This window comes from Flavonifractor sp. An92, assembly GCF_002159175.1.
In the GTDB taxonomy this organism is placed as follows: domain Bacteria; phylum Bacillota; class Clostridia; order Oscillospirales; family Oscillospiraceae; genus Pseudoflavonifractor_A.
Genome location: NZ_NFGZ01000046.1, coordinates 1 through 14363, shown reverse-complemented (window position 1 = coordinate 14363; position 14363 = coordinate 1). Strand labels below are relative to the sequence as shown.

General features: G+C 67.8%; 20 protein-coding genes and 1 pseudogene. 1 reads left to right on the top strand and 20 read right to left on the bottom strand.

Annotated features, from left to right (window positions below; all coding sequences use genetic code 11):
• The 8 genes and pseudogenes from B5G43_RS16490 to B5G43_RS16455 form a co-directional block, all read right to left on the bottom strand.
• Positions 1-343 (bottom strand): annotated as a pseudogene (locus B5G43_RS16490) (hypothetical protein); the annotation flags it as partial.
• Entirely contained in the window at positions 336-1226 is an 891-nt protein-coding gene (locus tag B5G43_RS16485) for a putative phage tail protein (RefSeq protein ID WP_087263254.1), read from the bottom strand. The pseudogene B5G43_RS16490 and the gene B5G43_RS16485, both read right to left, overlap by 8 nt.
• Positions 1223-2317 carry a baseplate J/gp47 family protein gene (locus B5G43_RS16480; protein WP_087263252.1) on the bottom strand — a complete coding sequence of 365 codons (1095 nt, stop codon included), beginning with the start codon at positions 2315-2317 and terminating at the stop codon, positions 1223-1225. The genes B5G43_RS16485 and B5G43_RS16480 overlap by 4 nt, the downstream gene beginning before the upstream one ends.
• Entirely contained in the window at positions 2310-2723 is a 414-nt protein-coding gene (locus B5G43_RS16475) for a DUF2634 domain-containing protein (RefSeq protein WP_087263251.1), read from the bottom strand. The genes B5G43_RS16480 and B5G43_RS16475 overlap by 8 nt, the downstream gene beginning before the upstream one ends.
• Entirely contained in the window at positions 2720-3013 is a 294-nt protein-coding gene (locus tag B5G43_RS16470; protein ID WP_087263249.1) for a hypothetical protein, read from the bottom strand. Before B5G43_RS16470 ends, B5G43_RS16475 begins: the two co-directional genes overlap by 4 nt.
• Positions 3010-3996 carry a hypothetical protein gene (locus B5G43_RS16465; protein WP_087263247.1) on the bottom strand — a complete coding sequence of 329 codons (987 nt, stop codon included), beginning with the start codon at positions 3994-3996 and terminating at the stop codon, positions 3010-3012. The genes B5G43_RS16470 and B5G43_RS16465 overlap by 4 nt, the downstream gene beginning before the upstream one ends.
• A gap of 10 nt (positions 3997-4006) precedes the next feature.
• Positions 4007-4660 carry a LysM peptidoglycan-binding domain-containing protein gene (locus B5G43_RS16460; RefSeq protein WP_087263246.1) on the bottom strand — a complete coding sequence of 218 codons (654 nt, stop codon included), beginning with the start codon at positions 4658-4660 and terminating at the stop codon, positions 4007-4009.
• Complete coding sequence (locus B5G43_RS16455; protein ID WP_143382899.1) at positions 4657-6687, bottom strand: tape measure protein; 2031 nt, start codon at positions 6685-6687, stop codon at positions 4657-4659. Before B5G43_RS16455 ends, B5G43_RS16460 begins: the two co-directional genes overlap by 4 nt.
• Positions 6688-6791: 104 nt before the next feature.
• On the opposite strand from B5G43_RS16455, the gene B5G43_RS18075 reads away from it, so the two are divergent.
• A complete protein-coding gene (locus B5G43_RS18075) occupies positions 6792-6914 on the top strand; it encodes a hypothetical protein (protein WP_275532323.1) in 123 nt (40 codons plus the stop codon).
• Here the strand turns inward: B5G43_RS18075 and B5G43_RS16450 are convergent.
• The 12 genes from B5G43_RS16450 to B5G43_RS16400 all read right to left on the bottom strand — a co-directional run.
• Positions 6911-7309 (bottom strand): hypothetical protein, encoded by a 399-nt coding sequence (locus B5G43_RS16450; RefSeq protein ID WP_087263241.1) that lies wholly within the window; start codon positions 7307-7309, stop codon positions 6911-6913. The genes B5G43_RS18075 and B5G43_RS16450 overlap by 4 nt on opposite strands.
• 9 nt (positions 7310-7318) lie before the next feature.
• Complete coding sequence (locus B5G43_RS16445; RefSeq protein ID WP_087263240.1) at positions 7319-7759, bottom strand: phage tail tube protein; 441 nt, start codon at positions 7757-7759, stop codon at positions 7319-7321.
• Between the two features lie 15 nt (positions 7760-7774).
• Entirely contained in the window at positions 7775-8872 is a 1098-nt protein-coding gene (locus B5G43_RS16440) for a phage tail sheath C-terminal domain-containing protein (RefSeq protein WP_087263239.1), read from the bottom strand.
• 4 nt (positions 8873-8876) lie between these two features.
• Positions 8877-9356, bottom strand: coding sequence for a hypothetical protein (locus B5G43_RS16435; RefSeq protein WP_087263237.1), 480 nt, complete (start codon positions 9354-9356; stop codon positions 8877-8879).
• Complete coding sequence (locus B5G43_RS16430) at positions 9353-9835, bottom strand: hypothetical protein (protein WP_087263236.1); 483 nt, start codon at positions 9833-9835, stop codon at positions 9353-9355. The genes B5G43_RS16435 and B5G43_RS16430 overlap by 4 nt, the downstream gene beginning before the upstream one ends.
• Complete coding sequence (locus tag B5G43_RS16425; RefSeq protein ID WP_087263234.1) at positions 9835-10449, bottom strand: hypothetical protein; 615 nt, start codon at positions 10447-10449, stop codon at positions 9835-9837. The genes B5G43_RS16430 and B5G43_RS16425 overlap by 1 nt, the downstream gene beginning before the upstream one ends.
• Positions 10450-10451: 2 nt before the next feature.
• Positions 10452-10766, bottom strand: a complete 315-nt coding sequence (locus B5G43_RS16420; protein ID WP_087263232.1) for a head-tail connector protein — start codon at positions 10764-10766, stop codon at positions 10452-10454.
• 3 nt (positions 10767-10769) lie between these two features.
• On the bottom strand, positions 10770-11996 hold the full coding sequence (locus tag B5G43_RS16415; RefSeq protein WP_087263230.1) for a phage major capsid protein: 1227 nt from the start codon (positions 11994-11996) through the stop codon (positions 10770-10772).
• 15 nt (positions 11997-12011) lie between these two features.
• Complete coding sequence (locus B5G43_RS16410; RefSeq protein WP_143382898.1) at positions 12012-12701, bottom strand: hypothetical protein; 690 nt, start codon at positions 12699-12701, stop codon at positions 12012-12014.
• Positions 12698-13966: a phage portal protein gene (locus B5G43_RS16405; protein WP_087263226.1), complete on the bottom strand. Its 1269-nt coding sequence runs from the start codon at positions 13964-13966 to the stop codon at positions 12698-12700. The genes B5G43_RS16410 and B5G43_RS16405 overlap by 4 nt, the downstream gene beginning before the upstream one ends.
• Positions 13963-14127 carry a hypothetical protein gene (locus tag B5G43_RS17435; protein WP_158097457.1) on the bottom strand — a complete coding sequence of 55 codons (165 nt, stop codon included), beginning with the start codon at positions 14125-14127 and terminating at the stop codon, positions 13963-13965. Before B5G43_RS17435 ends, B5G43_RS16405 begins: the two co-directional genes overlap by 4 nt.
• Positions 14128-14136: 9 nt before the next feature.
• The coding region (locus tag B5G43_RS16400; protein ID WP_242960652.1) for a terminase TerL endonuclease subunit at positions 14137-14363 on the bottom strand (227 nt) is incomplete at its 5' end.

Here is a 14363-nt window from a genome sequence, read left to right as displayed (position 1 = left end):
GCACCGCCCAGGTGTTGGTGACCAGCGTCCCCTCCACCTTGTGGCGCAGCTGGTAGCCGAAGGCCGCCGAGCGCCGGCCGTGCCGCTCCTGGGGGATGGTCAGCTTGCCCCCCTGCCACTCCGACGCCGTGAAGGCCACCGAGGCGGCGGTGGACAGGTCCCCGAAGGCATCGTTGATCTGTTTGGCGGCCCGCTGGGCGGCGTTGACCTGTTCCGCGAGGTAGTTGTACCCGTGCTGCGGGGAGAGCCCCGCCTCGGTCCCGCCGGGGGTGACCACCTGCTCCAGCACCCAGTCGGTGGGGAGGTCGGCGGGCAGGTTCTCTTTCACCGGCTTCTCAGCCATTCGCGTTCCCTCCCTCCTGGATTGGGATGATGTGGGACAGCCGGGTGGGTCCCCGCAGGACGATGTCCACCTCGGCCCGGGTGAGGACCGTACCGGAGGCGTCCAGCAGCTCCAGCGAGGTGATGTGGGGCACGTCCTCCATCTGGACGAAATACTCCACCGCCACGCTCTGGCCGCCGGCCTCCTTCACCTCAAAGTCCTCGATGAGCTTTGTGCCGTTGACCCGCGCCCGGGCGATGTCTCCGGCGGTAAACTCCGCCACGCCCTCCAGCAGGGCGGGCTGGATCTGGCCCTGTGCGTCCGTGACCAGCACCTCCTCCTCCATTTGGCCGAAGGGGTGGACGCCCAGCGCCCAGGCCCCCAGCTTGTAGTGATAGATGAGCCCGCTCATGCGGACCTCCTGCCGCAGCGTGATGGCCGCGGTGAAGTCGTAGAGAAACAGGTAGTCGAACTCCAGATGAGCGGGCTTGACCTCGTTGATGGTGTGGGTGAGGTCGGTGAGCTCCGGAGGCTGGCTGCGGATGCGGGAAAAGACCACGGTGAAGTGGTACCGCTCCGCCTCCTCCCGCACGCTCACCTGGGCGTCCACATAGGACGACGCGGAGGAGCGGATGAGCTCCACCGTGGTGGTGCCCCGGCCCCGGAGCTTGGCCTTGACGCGGGCGCGCCGGGCCTCGTGGGAGAGGGTGGCGTCCACCGGCAGGCCGCACCAGCTCTCCCACCAGGCAAGGCCCCAGGTGGCGGTGTCCACCCAGAGCTGCCGGAGGAGGTCCTCCCGGTCCTCCCACAGCGCCTCCATCTGGGTGCCGATGGCCCGCTCCAGCTCGACCACCGGGGTACTGTTCTGATAGTAGCCGGGCAGCGATTCGATGAGGGGCCTCATGCGGTGACTGTCACCTCCCCCAGGACGGGCACGGAAGCGGCGGGGATGGACAGGTTGGCCGTGCCGCCGTTGAGGGTGAGAGAGCTGAAGTCCTCCACCCCGTCCAGGTTGAGGAGCATGGCCAGGAGCCGGTTATAGAGCATGGTGTAGGGCTGGTCCTCCTCCGGCCCGTAGTAGATCCGGCTGAACTTGGCGTCGATGAGGGTGCGGCGGTAGGCGTCCAGCTGCCCGGTCAGGGCCTCCTCCACCTGGGAGGCAGACACCCCGCTGAGCGTGACCTGGGCGGCCACGGTGATCTCCAGGGTCTGGGCGGCGTCCACCGTCACCGCCGCGCCGATGGGGCGGCTCTCCTCCACGTGGGCGCGGACGGCCTCCACCATCTCCTCCGACGCCGGCGCGCCGGTGCTGTCCACCAGGGTGAGCCCCACTGTGCCGGGGCCCTGGGCCAGCTCCACCACCTTGGCCCAGCCCACGCCCTCCACCTCCAGGCACCACTGCTGGTACTGGTAGCCGTTGCCGCTGGTGGGGGGCCGCTGCACCCGCTCCTGGATGCGCTCCAGGAGGGCCGCGTCGCTCTCGGGGTCGGTGCCGCCCTGGGCGGCCTCGTTTTGGTAGGAGGCGAGGCCGGTGAGGTTCACATACATCCGGTCGATGGTCCCCGCGTCCACGTTGTAGGCGCTCCCCACCGCCTGGGCCTGGAGCTGTCCGGAGCCGGTGCCGCCGCTCCCCAGGGTCACGGTCTCCTGAAGGGCGAAGGCCAGCCCCCCGGCGGCGAGGAACACCGTCCCGGCGGGGATCACCAGGCCGCCCTTCCCGGTGAAGGCCATGGTGCAGCGGGCATAGGTCCCGGCGCGGCGGGTGATGGCGTAATACTGCTCCCCCACCTGGTCGATGTACGCCCCGCAGCTCTCGTCCGGGAAGAGCATGTCCGGCACGGCGTCCAGGGACATGTAGCACTGGCTCAGCTGCTCGGCCACCGGGCCGGTCACGCCGTCGGCAAAGCCCCCGGCCAGGGCGGAGAGGCCCATCCCCGCCCGGATCTCCCCCAGCATGGCGGCCTTGATGGCCTCGGGGGTCTTGTTCTCATACATGGATGGTCTCCTTTCCGTACACCGTGGTCAGCGCCACCTCCATGCGGAGGGTGGAGCCGTCGAAGCCGGTCACGCTGGCCCGGGCGGCGGTGATGTAGGGGCAGACGGTGAGGGCCTCCTGGACGTAGCGCACCGCCTCGCTGAGGCGGGTGTCCTGGCGGTAGTTCTGTCCGGTGAGAGCCAGCAGCTCGCAGCCGTAGTCCCAGGTAAACACGCTCCAGCGGTACCGCTCGGTCATCACGGCCCGCCAGGCCCAGCTCTTCACCGCCTCCAGCCCGGAGACGATCACAGGCTCCCCGCCGGAAAAGCGGGGCACCCCGGCGTCGTAGTCCATGGCCACGTCGGTGTAGAGGGGCAGCTCCTCCTCCGGCTCGCTGCCGGTGAAGAAGGGAAAGAGGGTTTTCATTGCCATACCGCCTTTCGGAGGATGTAGTAGTCCTGTTGGTCGGCGCTCACCAGCACCAGCAGGGTGTCCCCGGCGCGCAGGAGGCCGTCGGAGCCGTCGTCCTCGGTCCAGGTGTAGGAGAGCTCCGGCGGCACGTGGACCCCCTCACGGTCCAGGGAGAGGCCCAGGCAGGTCACCAGCAGCTCCCCTCGCCCGGCCCGCTCCACCGTGCCGAAGGTCCAGCCCCCCAGGGCCTGACCCGTCCCGGACGGACGCAGCACCGCGCCCAGGGCGGCATACAGGTCGCTCATGTCACATCACTCCCCGCAGTGGTCTCGTTCATGAGGTTCCGGAAATTGAGCTCCAGCCGGCAGAAATACTGCCCGTTCTTGAAGGTGTGGGTGTCGCTGTCGATCCAGCACAGCCCCGCCGCGCCGGTGCGGTTGGCCCGGAGCACCACGGCGTTGCCGCTGATGAGCCCGGCATGGCCCAGGCACTCCACGGTCATGGTCTGCTGGAGCCCGTGGTCCTCCAGCCAGGCCTGGGCCTCGGCCCCGGCGTCCTCCCCGGAGCGCTGGGTGAGGACGTGCTGGAACTGGCCGAATTGGGCCACGCTCTCCTCGTCCCGCACGGTGCGGATGAGCTGTCCGGCGTCGGAGTAAATCGCCACCGCGTTCTGGAGGGAGGAGATGTCCTCGGTGATGCGCAGGGTCTGGAGGTTCTTCTCCGGCGCGATCTCCAGGGTGGCGGCGGTGGGCTTCTCCACCACCTCCAGCGCCCCGGCGCCGGTGAAGCGGGCCAGGTAGCGACGGCCGTTCTGCTCCCCGGCCAGGGTGTAGAGGGTGTCCACGATCTTGCTGAGGGCCACGCCGGGGAATTTGCGGCTCACCGCCGCCCCGGAGGCCAGGGCCCCCACCGGGATGGAGAAGTCGGCGCACAGGGCGGCCACGGCCCGCTCCGGGGTGACGGCGGAGAACTGATACCAGCCCTCGTTATTGGCCAGAAACCGCCCCCGGTCCAGGGCGGTGATGGAGGTGGTCACGCCGTCGGTGGCCTTGTCCCGGGTGACGATGTGGCCCAGAAAGACCGCCTCCCCGCCGATGGTGAGGCGCAGCTCGCTGCCCAGCTCGCAGGGGAGCTCCGGGAGGTTTTTGTCGTTGGGGGTAATGAGCTCGGCCTCGATCTGGCGGGAGACCCGGCGGATGCTCCCCGACCAGGTCAGGGTGGACACCCGCTGCGTGACGTCGGTCCCCGTCCCGCCCGGCGGGGTGATGGTCAGTCGATAGTCGGCCATAGCTCCCTCCTTACGGCAGCTCGCCCCGGGGCGGGATCTGGAGGACCTGGCCGGGGTAGATGAGGTTGGCGTTTTTGATCTGGTTGTGGGAGGCCAGCGCCGTGGCCAGCGTCCCGTCGCCGTAGAATTTCCGGGCGATGGCCCAGAGGGTGTCGCCGCTCTGGACGGTGGTCACCCGAGCCGTGGACGCGCCGGTGGCGCTGTCCCGGGTGGTCGCGGCGGAGGCGGAGCCCTGGGCGGGCAGCGCGGGGGTGTCGGGCCGCCGGTACTGCCGCAGGGTGATGTCGGCGTAGAGGTCGTTGGTGCCGTCCTGCTCCCGGTAGGTGACCCCCTCCAGCAGCACGGCGGCGTTGACCGGCGTGTCGCTCACCAAAAAGCGCAGCACCGTCCCCTTGTCGGTCCACTGCTCCAGCTGCTCCAGGTAGACCCAGGGGTTGGTCCCGGCTCCCGGAGAGAGGAAGGGATAGTCGTGGGCGGGCAGGATGCAGTCGGTGAGGGTGGTGGAGCCCATCTTGGTGCCGCCGAAGAAGTTGAGGTCCCCCAGCTGGTCCACCGTCACGGTCTCGATGGCGGCCTCGTGGGGCCACTGGTAGGAGGACGGGGTGACGGGGAGCACCAGCTCCACCCCGGCGCTCTCGTCCAGGAGGGTGATGTATCGCTTCATCGCACACCTCCCTGGGCAGCCAGCTCGGCCCGGCGGAGGATGGCGGCGGCCACGGCGTCGATGTCGCTCTCCTGGCGGACGATGAACTGGTTGCCGGTGACGGTCACCGACCCGAAGGCGCCGCCCTGGCGGTCCATGGCCCGGGCCTCCCGGGCGGTGAGGACCCGCTCTCCCTGGTGGAGGATGGCGGCGTAATTGTCATAGGGCACCCGATTGAGGCCGAAGGCATTGGAAGATGCAGGGCCTCCGGACCGGGAAGAGCCGAACCACTCCAGATGCTCCAGCAGGGACTTGCCGCCGCTGACGAAGTCATCCCAGGAATAGGTGGCCCCGTCGGAGCCGGACATCCCGGACCGGGACGCGCCCAGCTCCTCCAGATCCGAGAGGAACGGAGAGGCCATGATGGCGGCGTTGAGGCCCTTGCTGTACTGCTGGCCCTTCCGGTACCCGGCGTCCCAATAGGCGTCGTCGGTCTGGGCGTTCTCCCGGATGGCCTCGGCCAGGGCCAGCTCAGACTCCAGGGCCAGCTGGGCGCCCTCGCTTTTGTTGTACTCGCCCATTCCGTCAATCTTGGCCTGCATGATGAGCCGCCCCATCTCGGCGGCGTCTCCCTGGGCCTCGGCGCTCTGGTACTCGTCGGAGCTCATCATGGCCTCGATGGCCTCCCGCTGATAGCGCTCCTTCTCGTTCTCCAGCTCGGCCTGCCAGGCGCCGATGGCCCGGTTGGCCTCCTCCATGGCCCCGCTGTTCAGCCAGTCGATCTGCTCCTCCATGCCCTCTTTTCGGGCGGCGTTGTAGCCCTCGCCGTAGGCGTTGTTGAGCTCGGTCTCGGCGTCGGCCAGGGTGGAGCTGAGGCCCTCAAAGGTAGTGGACATCTGCTCCATGGCCCCGCTGTACGCCTCCTCCATGCCCTGCTGGAGGATGTTGGCGGCCGTCTTGCCGTTGATCTCGCCCTTGGAGATCATGTCGTAGATCTCTCCCTGGGTCTTGCCCAGGGCCTCGGAGAGCATCCCGATGGCGTCCACGCCCCGGTCCTGGAAGATGTTAAGGTACTCCAGGGTGGCCTTGCCGGAGGAGTTCATCCGGCTCATGGCCCGGGCCATTTCGGTCATGTCGGAGGCGGTGACGCCCACGGCGCTGCCCGCGTCGCCGATGGCCTCCATCAGCTCCAGCATCCGCTCCGGCGAGTCGCCGAAGCCGGTGGCCAGGGCCCGGGACATGTCGGTGAGGTCGCTATACTCCATGGGGGTGGAGGCGGCCATGTCCCGCAGGTCGCTGAGGTACTGGTCGCCCACGCCCTCGCCCAGCAGGCGGTTGAAGGCGATGGCATCCAGCTCCCGCTGGGCGGCGGTGTCCGAGCCGGAGGAGATGGCCTCGCTCTGTTCGGAGATCTGGCCCTCCACGGCCTCCTGGACGTAGCTGCTGAAGGCCTCGCTGCGGGAGGAAAAGACCTGGCTCAGCCCGCTGCCCACTCCCAGGGCCCCGCCAATGGCCGCACCTGCGGCAGCTCCAGGCGCACCGGCCAGAGAGCCGATGGCCGCGCCGGAGATGGCCCCGGACAAGCCGGAGGAGATGAGCCCGCCGGCGGCGGAGCCGTAGGTGGAGGAGATGAGGGTGTTGGCGATCTCCTGGGCGGTGTCGCCGGCCATCTGGCCCAGGCCGGCCGTGCCCAGGGCGTCCAGCAGATAGGTCTCCCCTCCCCCGCCGCTCCGGGCAGCCCGGTTGTCCAGCTTGCTGATGGCCCCGGTGGCCGCCTCCAGGTCCTTGGTGGTCTGGCGCACCTGGCGGCTCACCAGGTCGTACTGCTGGCGGATGTTCTCCAGGTTTTCCTCCGCCTGGCTCCAGTCGGCCTTGGCCGCCTGCCGCTCCGCCTCGGTGGCACTCTCGCCCAGATCCCGGTACGCCTGTCTGGTTTTCTTCAACTCGATCTGCGCCGCGTTCATATCAATACGAAGGCTCGCCTTGGAGTTGCTCAGGTTATAGAGTTCTTTTTGCAGGCCCACGACGTCCGTCCGAAAGGCTGTCATACTATTCTTCATCGCGACAACCGCAGCGGAAAGATTGTCCTGAACGCTCATGGCCACACTGGCGTCAACCGGCATTATCTTCCCTCCTCTCTCCGCCGTTTGTCATGGATCAGCATGGCACAGACCGCGGCGCGCTCCCCCGGGGGGCGGCGGAAAAAGTCCCCGGGGAAGACGCCGTACTGGAGCAGCAGCCGCTGGGCCGCCGCCAGGTCTGTGTCATGGTCTAGTTTTTTTCCAGGTCCTCCAGGGCGTCCTGGATGGCCTTGCCGGACAGGTCCTCCTCCACGTCCAGCACCGCGCCGGGGGCGTAGCCGTTGAGCCGGTCCAGCCGGCGGACCAGGGCGGTCACCTCGCCGGGCCGCAGCAGCTTTTTCAGGGCGTCCACCGGGGTGGGACAGCCCATGTGCTCCCGATACCAGGCCTTGTCCCGGAAATTGGGCTCCACCGCGCTGGAGAGGAGGTAGTGGAGGTTGCTGTCCTCCACGCCCCGCAGGCTGGTGAGCTTGTCATAGGGCAGCTCCTTCAGCTGGATCTCCAGCCCCAGGCGGGCCACCCGCACACGGGTGGTCTCCGGCTCACCCGGCTGGATGTCCAGCAGGGTGCGAACAGTCTCTTTTTTCATGGCTCCTCCTTACTGCACCGGGATCATGTCCAGGTACTCATAGCGGGTGAAGGTGAAAGGCACCGTGACCTTGCCCATGGTGGCGGCCTGCCAGTCGGCCAGGGTCAGGTCGGTGAACTGCACGCCGTAATAGGCCACCCGCTCCGCGCCCGCGCTGTCCGGGTCGGCCAGCTTGGTGATGATGGTACACTCGGGCACCACGCCGTCCTGGATGCTCTGCATCCGCTGGGCCATGCCGCTGTCGGCCTTGTAGAGCATCAGGGAGCCGGAGCCCTTGCCGCTGGTGGGCTTGTAGGCCTCCATGAACTGGCCGCACAGGTTGACGGTCTCGCTGTTGATCTCCACCTTGGCCTGGGCGCCGTAGCACTCCGCCAGGCGTTCGCCGTCGAGCCACACCGAGCCGTAGGTGCCGTTGATGATGCGCTTGGCGCTGTCGATGGTCCTTGCCACGTTCTCGCTCCTCTCTTACAGGTTGTTGAAGGTCAGCTCAAAGTCCTCCATGGCGTCCACCAGGCGGCCGCCGCACTTGAGGAACACCCAGGAGCCGGTCTGGTACTCCAGCACCTGCTGCTCGGTCATGGAGGAGGTGTCCACCCCCTGGCTGCTCAGCCACTGGAGCTGGCGGTCATAGTCCACCCGGGCGTAGCTCTCGCCGGCGGCCAGGACGCCGGCCCCCTCCAGATAGCGGAAGTAGTCGGTGATGGCGGTGACCAGGAGCTGCTTGTTGTCATAGGTGTTCGGGTAGCGGCCCAGGTAGCTGTCCTCGATGGTGGTGCGCAGGTAGTAGGTGATGAGGTCCATGCCCTCCACCACCTTGATCTTGCACCAGTCCTCCTTGCCGTTCTGGGGGATGGTGGTCAGGGAATTGACGGCCCGGGCGATCTTGGCCTTGAGGCCGTCGTGGAGGAGGATGAGCTTGCCGTTCTGGATGGCCTGGGCCTGCTCCTCGGCGGTGCGGGGGGTGACGGCGGTGAGCTCGGTGAGGGGGGCGTAGGTGGCGCTCATGCCCATGGGGATGCCCGCCAGCACACCGGCCAGGCGGGGGCAGTACGCCGCCGCCGTCACTTTGCCCTCGGCGTCGGTGAGGCCGGTCTCGTCCAGCTCGATGATGCCCATGTCGTCGCTGCCCGCCGTTTTCCAGGGCTTGACCAGCTTCACGGTGCGGTAGGCCGCCCGCTGGGCCTTGACCCACTCCACCAGCTTGGCGCTCTCCTCGTCGGTCAGGTCGGTGGGACCGGCCAGGTAGTCGATGGAATACTGCTCGATGGCCTTCAGGCCACCCTCCAGGGCGGTGGTGTCCTCAGTGCCGGGGGCGATGACCACCAGGATCACCAGGCTGGGGCCGCCCCGGTCGGTGCCCTGGAAGGCCTGCTCCACGATCTTCTTGTTCCCCTCCCCCAGTCCGGCGGGGATGAGGGCGGTGCTGCTCAGGAGGTGGACCCCCTGGGCGGAGGAATCCCGGACGAAGAGGGCCACATAGCCCTTTTTGCTGCGGTTGGCCGCCTGCTGGGCCGCCGCCTCGAAGGCGATCTTCAGCACCGGCAGGCCGATGGTGGTTGCCATAACATCACTCCTTTGTGGTCACGGTGAGCTGATAGTCCTCCATGCGGGGCACCCCGGCGCTCACCGGGTCGTCGGGGTCCTCCAGGTCATGCCAGCCCGGCCGCTGGTCCATCCAGGACGCGGAGAAGCGCACATAGGCCGTCCCGGGCCCCGGGGACGGGGCGGAGAGGTCCAGCACGATGTGCCGGTCCCCCACCGCCAGGGACGGGCCGCCGAAGCGGGCGAGCACCGCCGCCTGGTCCTCCCGCAGCGCCTCGGTGCTCTCGGTGGAATAGGCGTCGGTGGCGGCGCGCAGCTCCAGCTCGGCCTCCAGGGTCCACTCCACCAGCCCCAGGGCGGCGTCGGTGAACTCCGCCTCGGTCACGTAGAGGAAGCCGGAGGGCCGGTGGAAGTCCGCCGGGCAGTAATCCCGGTAGAGCATCCGCTCCGGCCACAGTGCGGCCAGCGCCGCGGCGATGGCCTCCATCACATCCACATAGGTCACAGCTTCCCCTCCAATCCGTCCACGATCTCCTCCAGCAGCCCCGCCAGCTTCTCCGGCGGCACACCCCTCTGGAGCGCCTCCCGGGCGCTCTGGTAAAACCACTGTCCCGGCACAGCCGCCACATGGATGCGGGGGCGATACCGGTAGCCCTTGGCCGTGCCGCCCCGGGGCCTTCCGTGCTTGTGGCCGCCCTCGATGGCGTTGGTGACATAGCCCACGGCGTAGCGCTTGCCGCTCTTGGTGGTCTGGTAGGTGTCCGCCAGGGGCCGCACGGCCACATAGCCGCCGCCGCTGCCCTGGTGGGGGGCCTGCCATCCGGCCACCTTGCCGGTGCCGCCGATGCGGCCCCGCACGTCGGACAGGAGCTCCTCTCCCAGGCTCTCCAGGAGCTTGCGCTTGGAGGCCGGGAACTGCCGGAGCAGGTGGTCCCAGCTCTGAAGGAGCCGGTCCAGGTCCTCGGTGCCCACGCTGGTGGCCATCAGACGTCCCTCCTCCACACGATCTCGTACTCGTTTTTCCACTCGTCCAGGATGTGGGGCGCCTTTACCTGGTACTCCGCCTGGGCCGGGCCCTCCTGGACCGTCACCAGGTCCCCCGCTTTCAGCGCGATGACCTTGGGCGTAACCAGCACGAAGCAGCTCTCCACCTGGGCGTAGGTCTCCTGGGGCTCGTGGCGGGCGTATTTCTCGGTGAGCACGGCCGGGAAGGTCAGGTCCAGCACCTGGTTGGGGACCGGCCGCCCGGCCTGGCCCACGGTCTCCTGGGTGCGCTGGGCACGGCACCGCACCACCGCCACCAGCGCGGCGGACACGTCCAAGTGGCCCCGCCCCCGCTGGGTGATGGCAGTGAGGAACAGGTGCCGCTCCCCCCAGCGCAGGGCGTTGTGAAGGGTGAGGGACTGCCGCCGGATCACGACGGCAGCGTCCCGGGCGCCCACGCCCACCTTGCTGAACAGGTTCGTCTTGGCGGTCTGTTCCACCTGGGCCCAAGCGGTGCGGAGGGGGACCCACTCCCAGACGCCGCTCCCGGTCTCCCGCAGCTCCAGCACCTTGAGGGGCTGGTTTAATTTCCCGGCGTCGATGTGGCCGTCCATGCTCACTCCTCCTCCCCTGCCGGCTCGGTGAGCTTCAGCTGGGTCAGCATCCGCCGGAAGGCCGGATTGTCATTGACGATGGTGCCGGTGATGGTAGCGTCTCTCAGATCAAAGTCCCGCAGGACCATGAAGTTCACGCACAGGTCATAGAGCGCCCGGCGGGAGGTGCCCTCGGCGGGCTTCGCCACTCCGGCGTTTGCCATGTACTCCTCAGCGGCAGAATGCAACCCCTCCAGCACCAGCAGCTCCTCGGCGCTGGGCTCCTCAATGCGGCAGTAGGCCAGCAGCGCCGCCCGCTCGCTCTCGGTCAGGGCCATGGATTAGCCCCCGGCGGGCGTGACGGCCACCACGAAGCCCTTGTCCACCACCAGATTGCCGCCCACCATGGCGTCGCCCAGAATGGTAATCATCCGCTCCACGCCCTTGATGGACTCGTCCACCCGGATGGTGTACTCACCGAACAGACCCACCTCGTAGTTCATGGGGTCACCATAGACCAGGGTCTGGGTCTGGGCCTCCGCACCGGTGTGGGCGGTGAGGAACGAGTTGATGGCGTACGGGATCATGGTGCCGCCGTCCTTGATGAGGCCGCGGTTGGGGTTGCCGCCCTCCGGGGTGATCTCAAAGACCCGCTTCTTGTCGCTGCCCCGGATCTTGCCCAGGGCCAGCAGGTCCTTCTTGTTGCAGTACAGCCGGGCATTGGCGCCGATGGTCTCGTCGCCGCCATAGGAGAAGAACAGCTCCGTGAGCAGGTTCTCGTCCACCGTGCCCGCCAGTTCCAGCTTGGCGAAGATCTCCGCGCCGGCCAGATTCTTGGCGTTCTTGATGCCGAACATGTCGGGGCTGCCCTGGCCGTCGCCGTTGACGATGAGCTCGGAGAGCTTCCGGCGCATGGCGCGCATGGCCATGGAGCGGATCTTCTCGTAGTAGTTGGCCGGGCTCAGGCGGGAGATGTTGCGGTCCACGTAGGTGGTGACATTCAGCTCATAGGGCGCGATCTTGGCCACGCCGAAGGTGGGGTCCGTGGAGGCCGCGCGGGCGGTGCCGGCGTTGGTGCTCACCTTGCCGCCCTTGGCGTCCAGCTCGGTGATGACATAGGGCTCCAGATAGGCGCTCATACCGGTGAGGTCCTGGACGTAGACCTCGTCCACGATGGAGCTGACCACGTTGCCCAGGGGGTCCCGGATGTTGCCGCCGGCGCCGGTGGGCTGGACGATGGTGCCGGTGGCCAGGGTGGTCTGCTTGCTGGCCTGGTACACGTCCCGGATGGTCTCCGCGGCCGAGAACTTCACCTCCATACCCTTCTGGAGGATCTCCGCCCGCTCCAGGGCCTTCTCGTGCTCCTCCCTGCGGTCCGGGATCTTCTCCAGGAACTTGCGGTCCTGCTCCTGCACCAGCTGCTCCAGGTCCTGGATGTCCGCGTTCAGGTTGGTCACCTGCTCCATCTTGGCGCGGTACTCCTCCCGCTTGCCCTCCTTCAGCAGGGCCTCGGCGCCCTCCAGGAGCGTGGTGCGCTGGGACTTCAGGTCGTTGAGTTTCCGTCTCATGTGCTTCCCTCCAAATCAGAATCGGTTTTTTTCCAGCTCCAGCAGGGCCTGGTCCTGCCAGGGCTCCGGCCCGGCGGGCGGAGTGGGCTCCGCGCCGCCGTAGCGCTTGCTCTTGATGATGCCGGCGTCCGGCTGTGCGGGGACGGCCACCAGAGACACCTCGTAGACGTCGGCGGCCCCCTCCAGATCAAAGTGGCAGGCCTGCCCCTGGTAGATCTGGCCGCCCCGGTGCTCACACACCCGCAGGCGGTTGTCCTTGCCGCAGACCGAGCAGACGGCCCGCTTCACGGCCACGCCCACGCTGCACTCCCGCAGCAGGCCCGCCTCGATGGCGGCGATGGTGTCGGCATTGCCCCGCAGCCTGGGCATGTAGCACCGCAGCACCAGCTGCTTCCCCCCGGGTACGCCGGGCATGTCCTCCACCGCGGCGGCGTAGACCCGGGCGGTCTGGCTCCCGGCACTCCACTGGTGGTCCATCAGAACCGGGCGGCCGGTAAACAGCCGGGCAAAGTCCTCCAGGGTCTGCTCGGGGAAGCGCTCAAAATCCCGGTCCACCTGGTCGTTGCAGGCGGCCAGGCGGAAGGTGAACACCTCCTCCGCCGAGAGAGGCCGCAGGGACTGGGCGTTGATGAGGGACAGCTCGCCCTCGTCGGTGTCGGCCTTCCGCAGCTGTGCGTATTTTCGGATCGGTTCCATTCGTTTCACTCCAAAGGCTCCTCCTTCCGGGCCCGCAGGCGGCTCAGTTCCGCCCAGTCCCTCAGGGGCACATAGTTCAGGGAGGCCCGCCGCTCGTCCCCTCCGGGCACGTCCGGCATGTCCTCCAGGGCCATGATGTCATTGACCGAAAATCCGCCGATCTCGGTCATCGTGCGGTACCAGTCGCCCCGGGCGGCAGTATCGCCCCGCAGCTCGGCCATGAGGTTGATGCGGATCTCCAGGCCGGCGTCCACCTGAGAGAGGCTCAGCAGCTTCCACGTCTGCTCCTCCTCGTACTGGGTGACGATGGGGTGCAGGGTGCCCACCACGTACTCGATGGCGTTCTGCTCATTGGAGCCGTAGGCCTGTTTGCCCTCCTGGAGCTTGTAGAGGGGGACGCCGAAATACCGGGCGATGTCCCGGATGGAGACCTCCTTGCTCTCGATGAACTGGGCGTCGGCGTTGCTGGCGCTCAGGGGCTTGTAGTCCAGCCCGTAGTCCAGGATGGCGATGCGGTGGGCATTGCCGGAGCCGCCGTGGACCCGCTCCCACTCCCGGCGGAGCAGGTCCTTTTTGGCGATTTTCTTCCCCGGGTTCTTGGGATCGTCGGTCTTTCCGCTCAGGTCGGTGTCGGTGCGCAGCACGCCGGAGGGCTTGCCTCCGTTTTCGTAGTAGGCGCGCTCATACCCTTGCTGCGCCCGGGCGGAGGCAATGACCTCGCCGGCCCGGCGGAGGACTGCCACGCCCTTCAGGCCGTCCCGGGTGGCCCCCTTGTAGTGGCACACATCCTCGTTGGGCAGCACCATGGGCTCCCCGGTCCACGGGTGGGTCACGGTGTACCACACGCGCCCACCGGTGTCCATCCACGGCTCCACCAGGTTCCCGGGCACCGGGATCAGCTCCCGGACCCGCCCGGTACGGCTGTCCCGGATGATCCAGTCGTAGCCGTTCCCGCTGACCAGACGGCTGGTCTCCAGCACCTTCTTGCGGATGACGGGGGTCATGGCCTCATTGGGCCGGACATTCAGCAGTGTGAGCAGCGGGTCCTTCCTCCGCTCCCGGGTGTTGGTGTCCATGATGTAGCACGGCAGCTTTCCCATGGAGTCGCTCAGGATCTCGATGCAGCGGTCCACGGCGGAGAGTTTGCGGGCGAAGGTCTCGCCGGTCTCGGTACCGCCCACAGGGTAGCCGGCGGACACCAGCGTGTCCACCGTGACCGATTTGCGTGTCGTGGGAGCCCTGGCCACCGCCCGGATGCCTCTTGCGATGCTCACACGTCCTCACCTCCCAGCGCGTCCAGCACGCCGGCCACCAGGAGAAAGATACCGGCGGCGATGCACCCGGCGGGCCGGCAGAGGAGCCCCACCCCCAGGGACACCAGGGCGGCGCCCGCGCCGAGGCACACCCGCCCAAAGAGATGCGTTCCTTCCTTCACATGATCCTCCTACAAGGTAAAATCCGGTGACGCCAGGGCGTCCGCCAGATCCGGTTTATGTTCCGACTTGACCATGGCGGTGGCCATGGCGATGATCCAGGCCACGGTCATGTCGATGCGCCCGGTGCTTTTATTCTTCATGGGCTTCAGATTTTCGTTGCCGTCCACGTAGCACCGTACGTTTCCGAAGCACCAGCGGGCGGTGGTGTTGTGCTCGTGGAGCATCTGGTGCAGCC

Coding starts and splice junctions, on each gene's coding strand:
- B5G43_RS16460 (WP_087263246.1), bottom strand. CDS start 4,660: ATGAAGCGATACATCACCCTCCTGGACGAGAGCGCCGGGGTGGAGCTG.
- B5G43_RS16455 (WP_143382899.1), bottom strand. CDS start 6,687: ATGACAGCCTTTCGGACGGACGTCGTGGGCCTGCAAAAAGAACTCTAT.
- B5G43_RS16430 (WP_087263236.1), bottom strand. CDS start 9,835: ATGGCCACCAGCGTGGGCACCGAGGACCTGGACCGGCTCCTTCAGAGC.
- B5G43_RS16485 (WP_087263254.1), bottom strand. CDS start 1,226: ATGAGGCCCCTCATCGAATCGCTGCCCGGCTACTATCAGAACAGTACC.
- B5G43_RS16440 (WP_087263239.1), bottom strand. CDS start 8,872: ATGGCAACCACCATCGGCCTGCCGGTGCTGAAGATCGCCTTCGAGGCG.
- B5G43_RS16420 (WP_087263232.1), bottom strand. CDS start 10,766: ATGGCCCTGACCGAGAGCGAGCGGGCGGCGCTGCTGGCCTACTGCCGC.
- B5G43_RS16475 (WP_087263251.1), bottom strand. CDS start 2,723: ATGAAAACCCTCTTTCCCTTCTTCACCGGCAGCGAGCCGGAGGAGGAG.
- B5G43_RS16470 (WP_087263249.1), bottom strand. CDS start 3,013: ATGAGCGACCTGTATGCCGCCCTGGGCGCGGTGCTGCGTCCGTCCGGG.
- B5G43_RS16425 (WP_087263234.1), bottom strand. CDS start 10,449: ATGGACGGCCACATCGACGCCGGGAAATTAAACCAGCCCCTCAAGGTG.
- B5G43_RS16415 (WP_087263230.1), bottom strand. CDS start 11,996: ATGAGACGGAAACTCAACGACCTGAAGTCCCAGCGCACCACGCTCCTG.
- B5G43_RS16480 (WP_087263252.1), bottom strand. CDS start 2,317: ATGTATGAGAACAAGACCCCCGAGGCCATCAAGGCCGCCATGCTGGGG.
- B5G43_RS16465 (WP_087263247.1), bottom strand. CDS start 3,996: ATGGCCGACTATCGACTGACCATCACCCCGCCGGGCGGGACGGGGACC.
- B5G43_RS18075 (WP_275532323.1), top strand. CDS start 6,792: ATGGATCAGCATGGCACAGACCGCGGCGCGCTCCCCCGGGGGGCGGCG.
- B5G43_RS16450 (WP_087263241.1), bottom strand. CDS start 7,309: ATGAAAAAAGAGACTGTTCGCACCCTGCTGGACATCCAGCCGGGTGAG.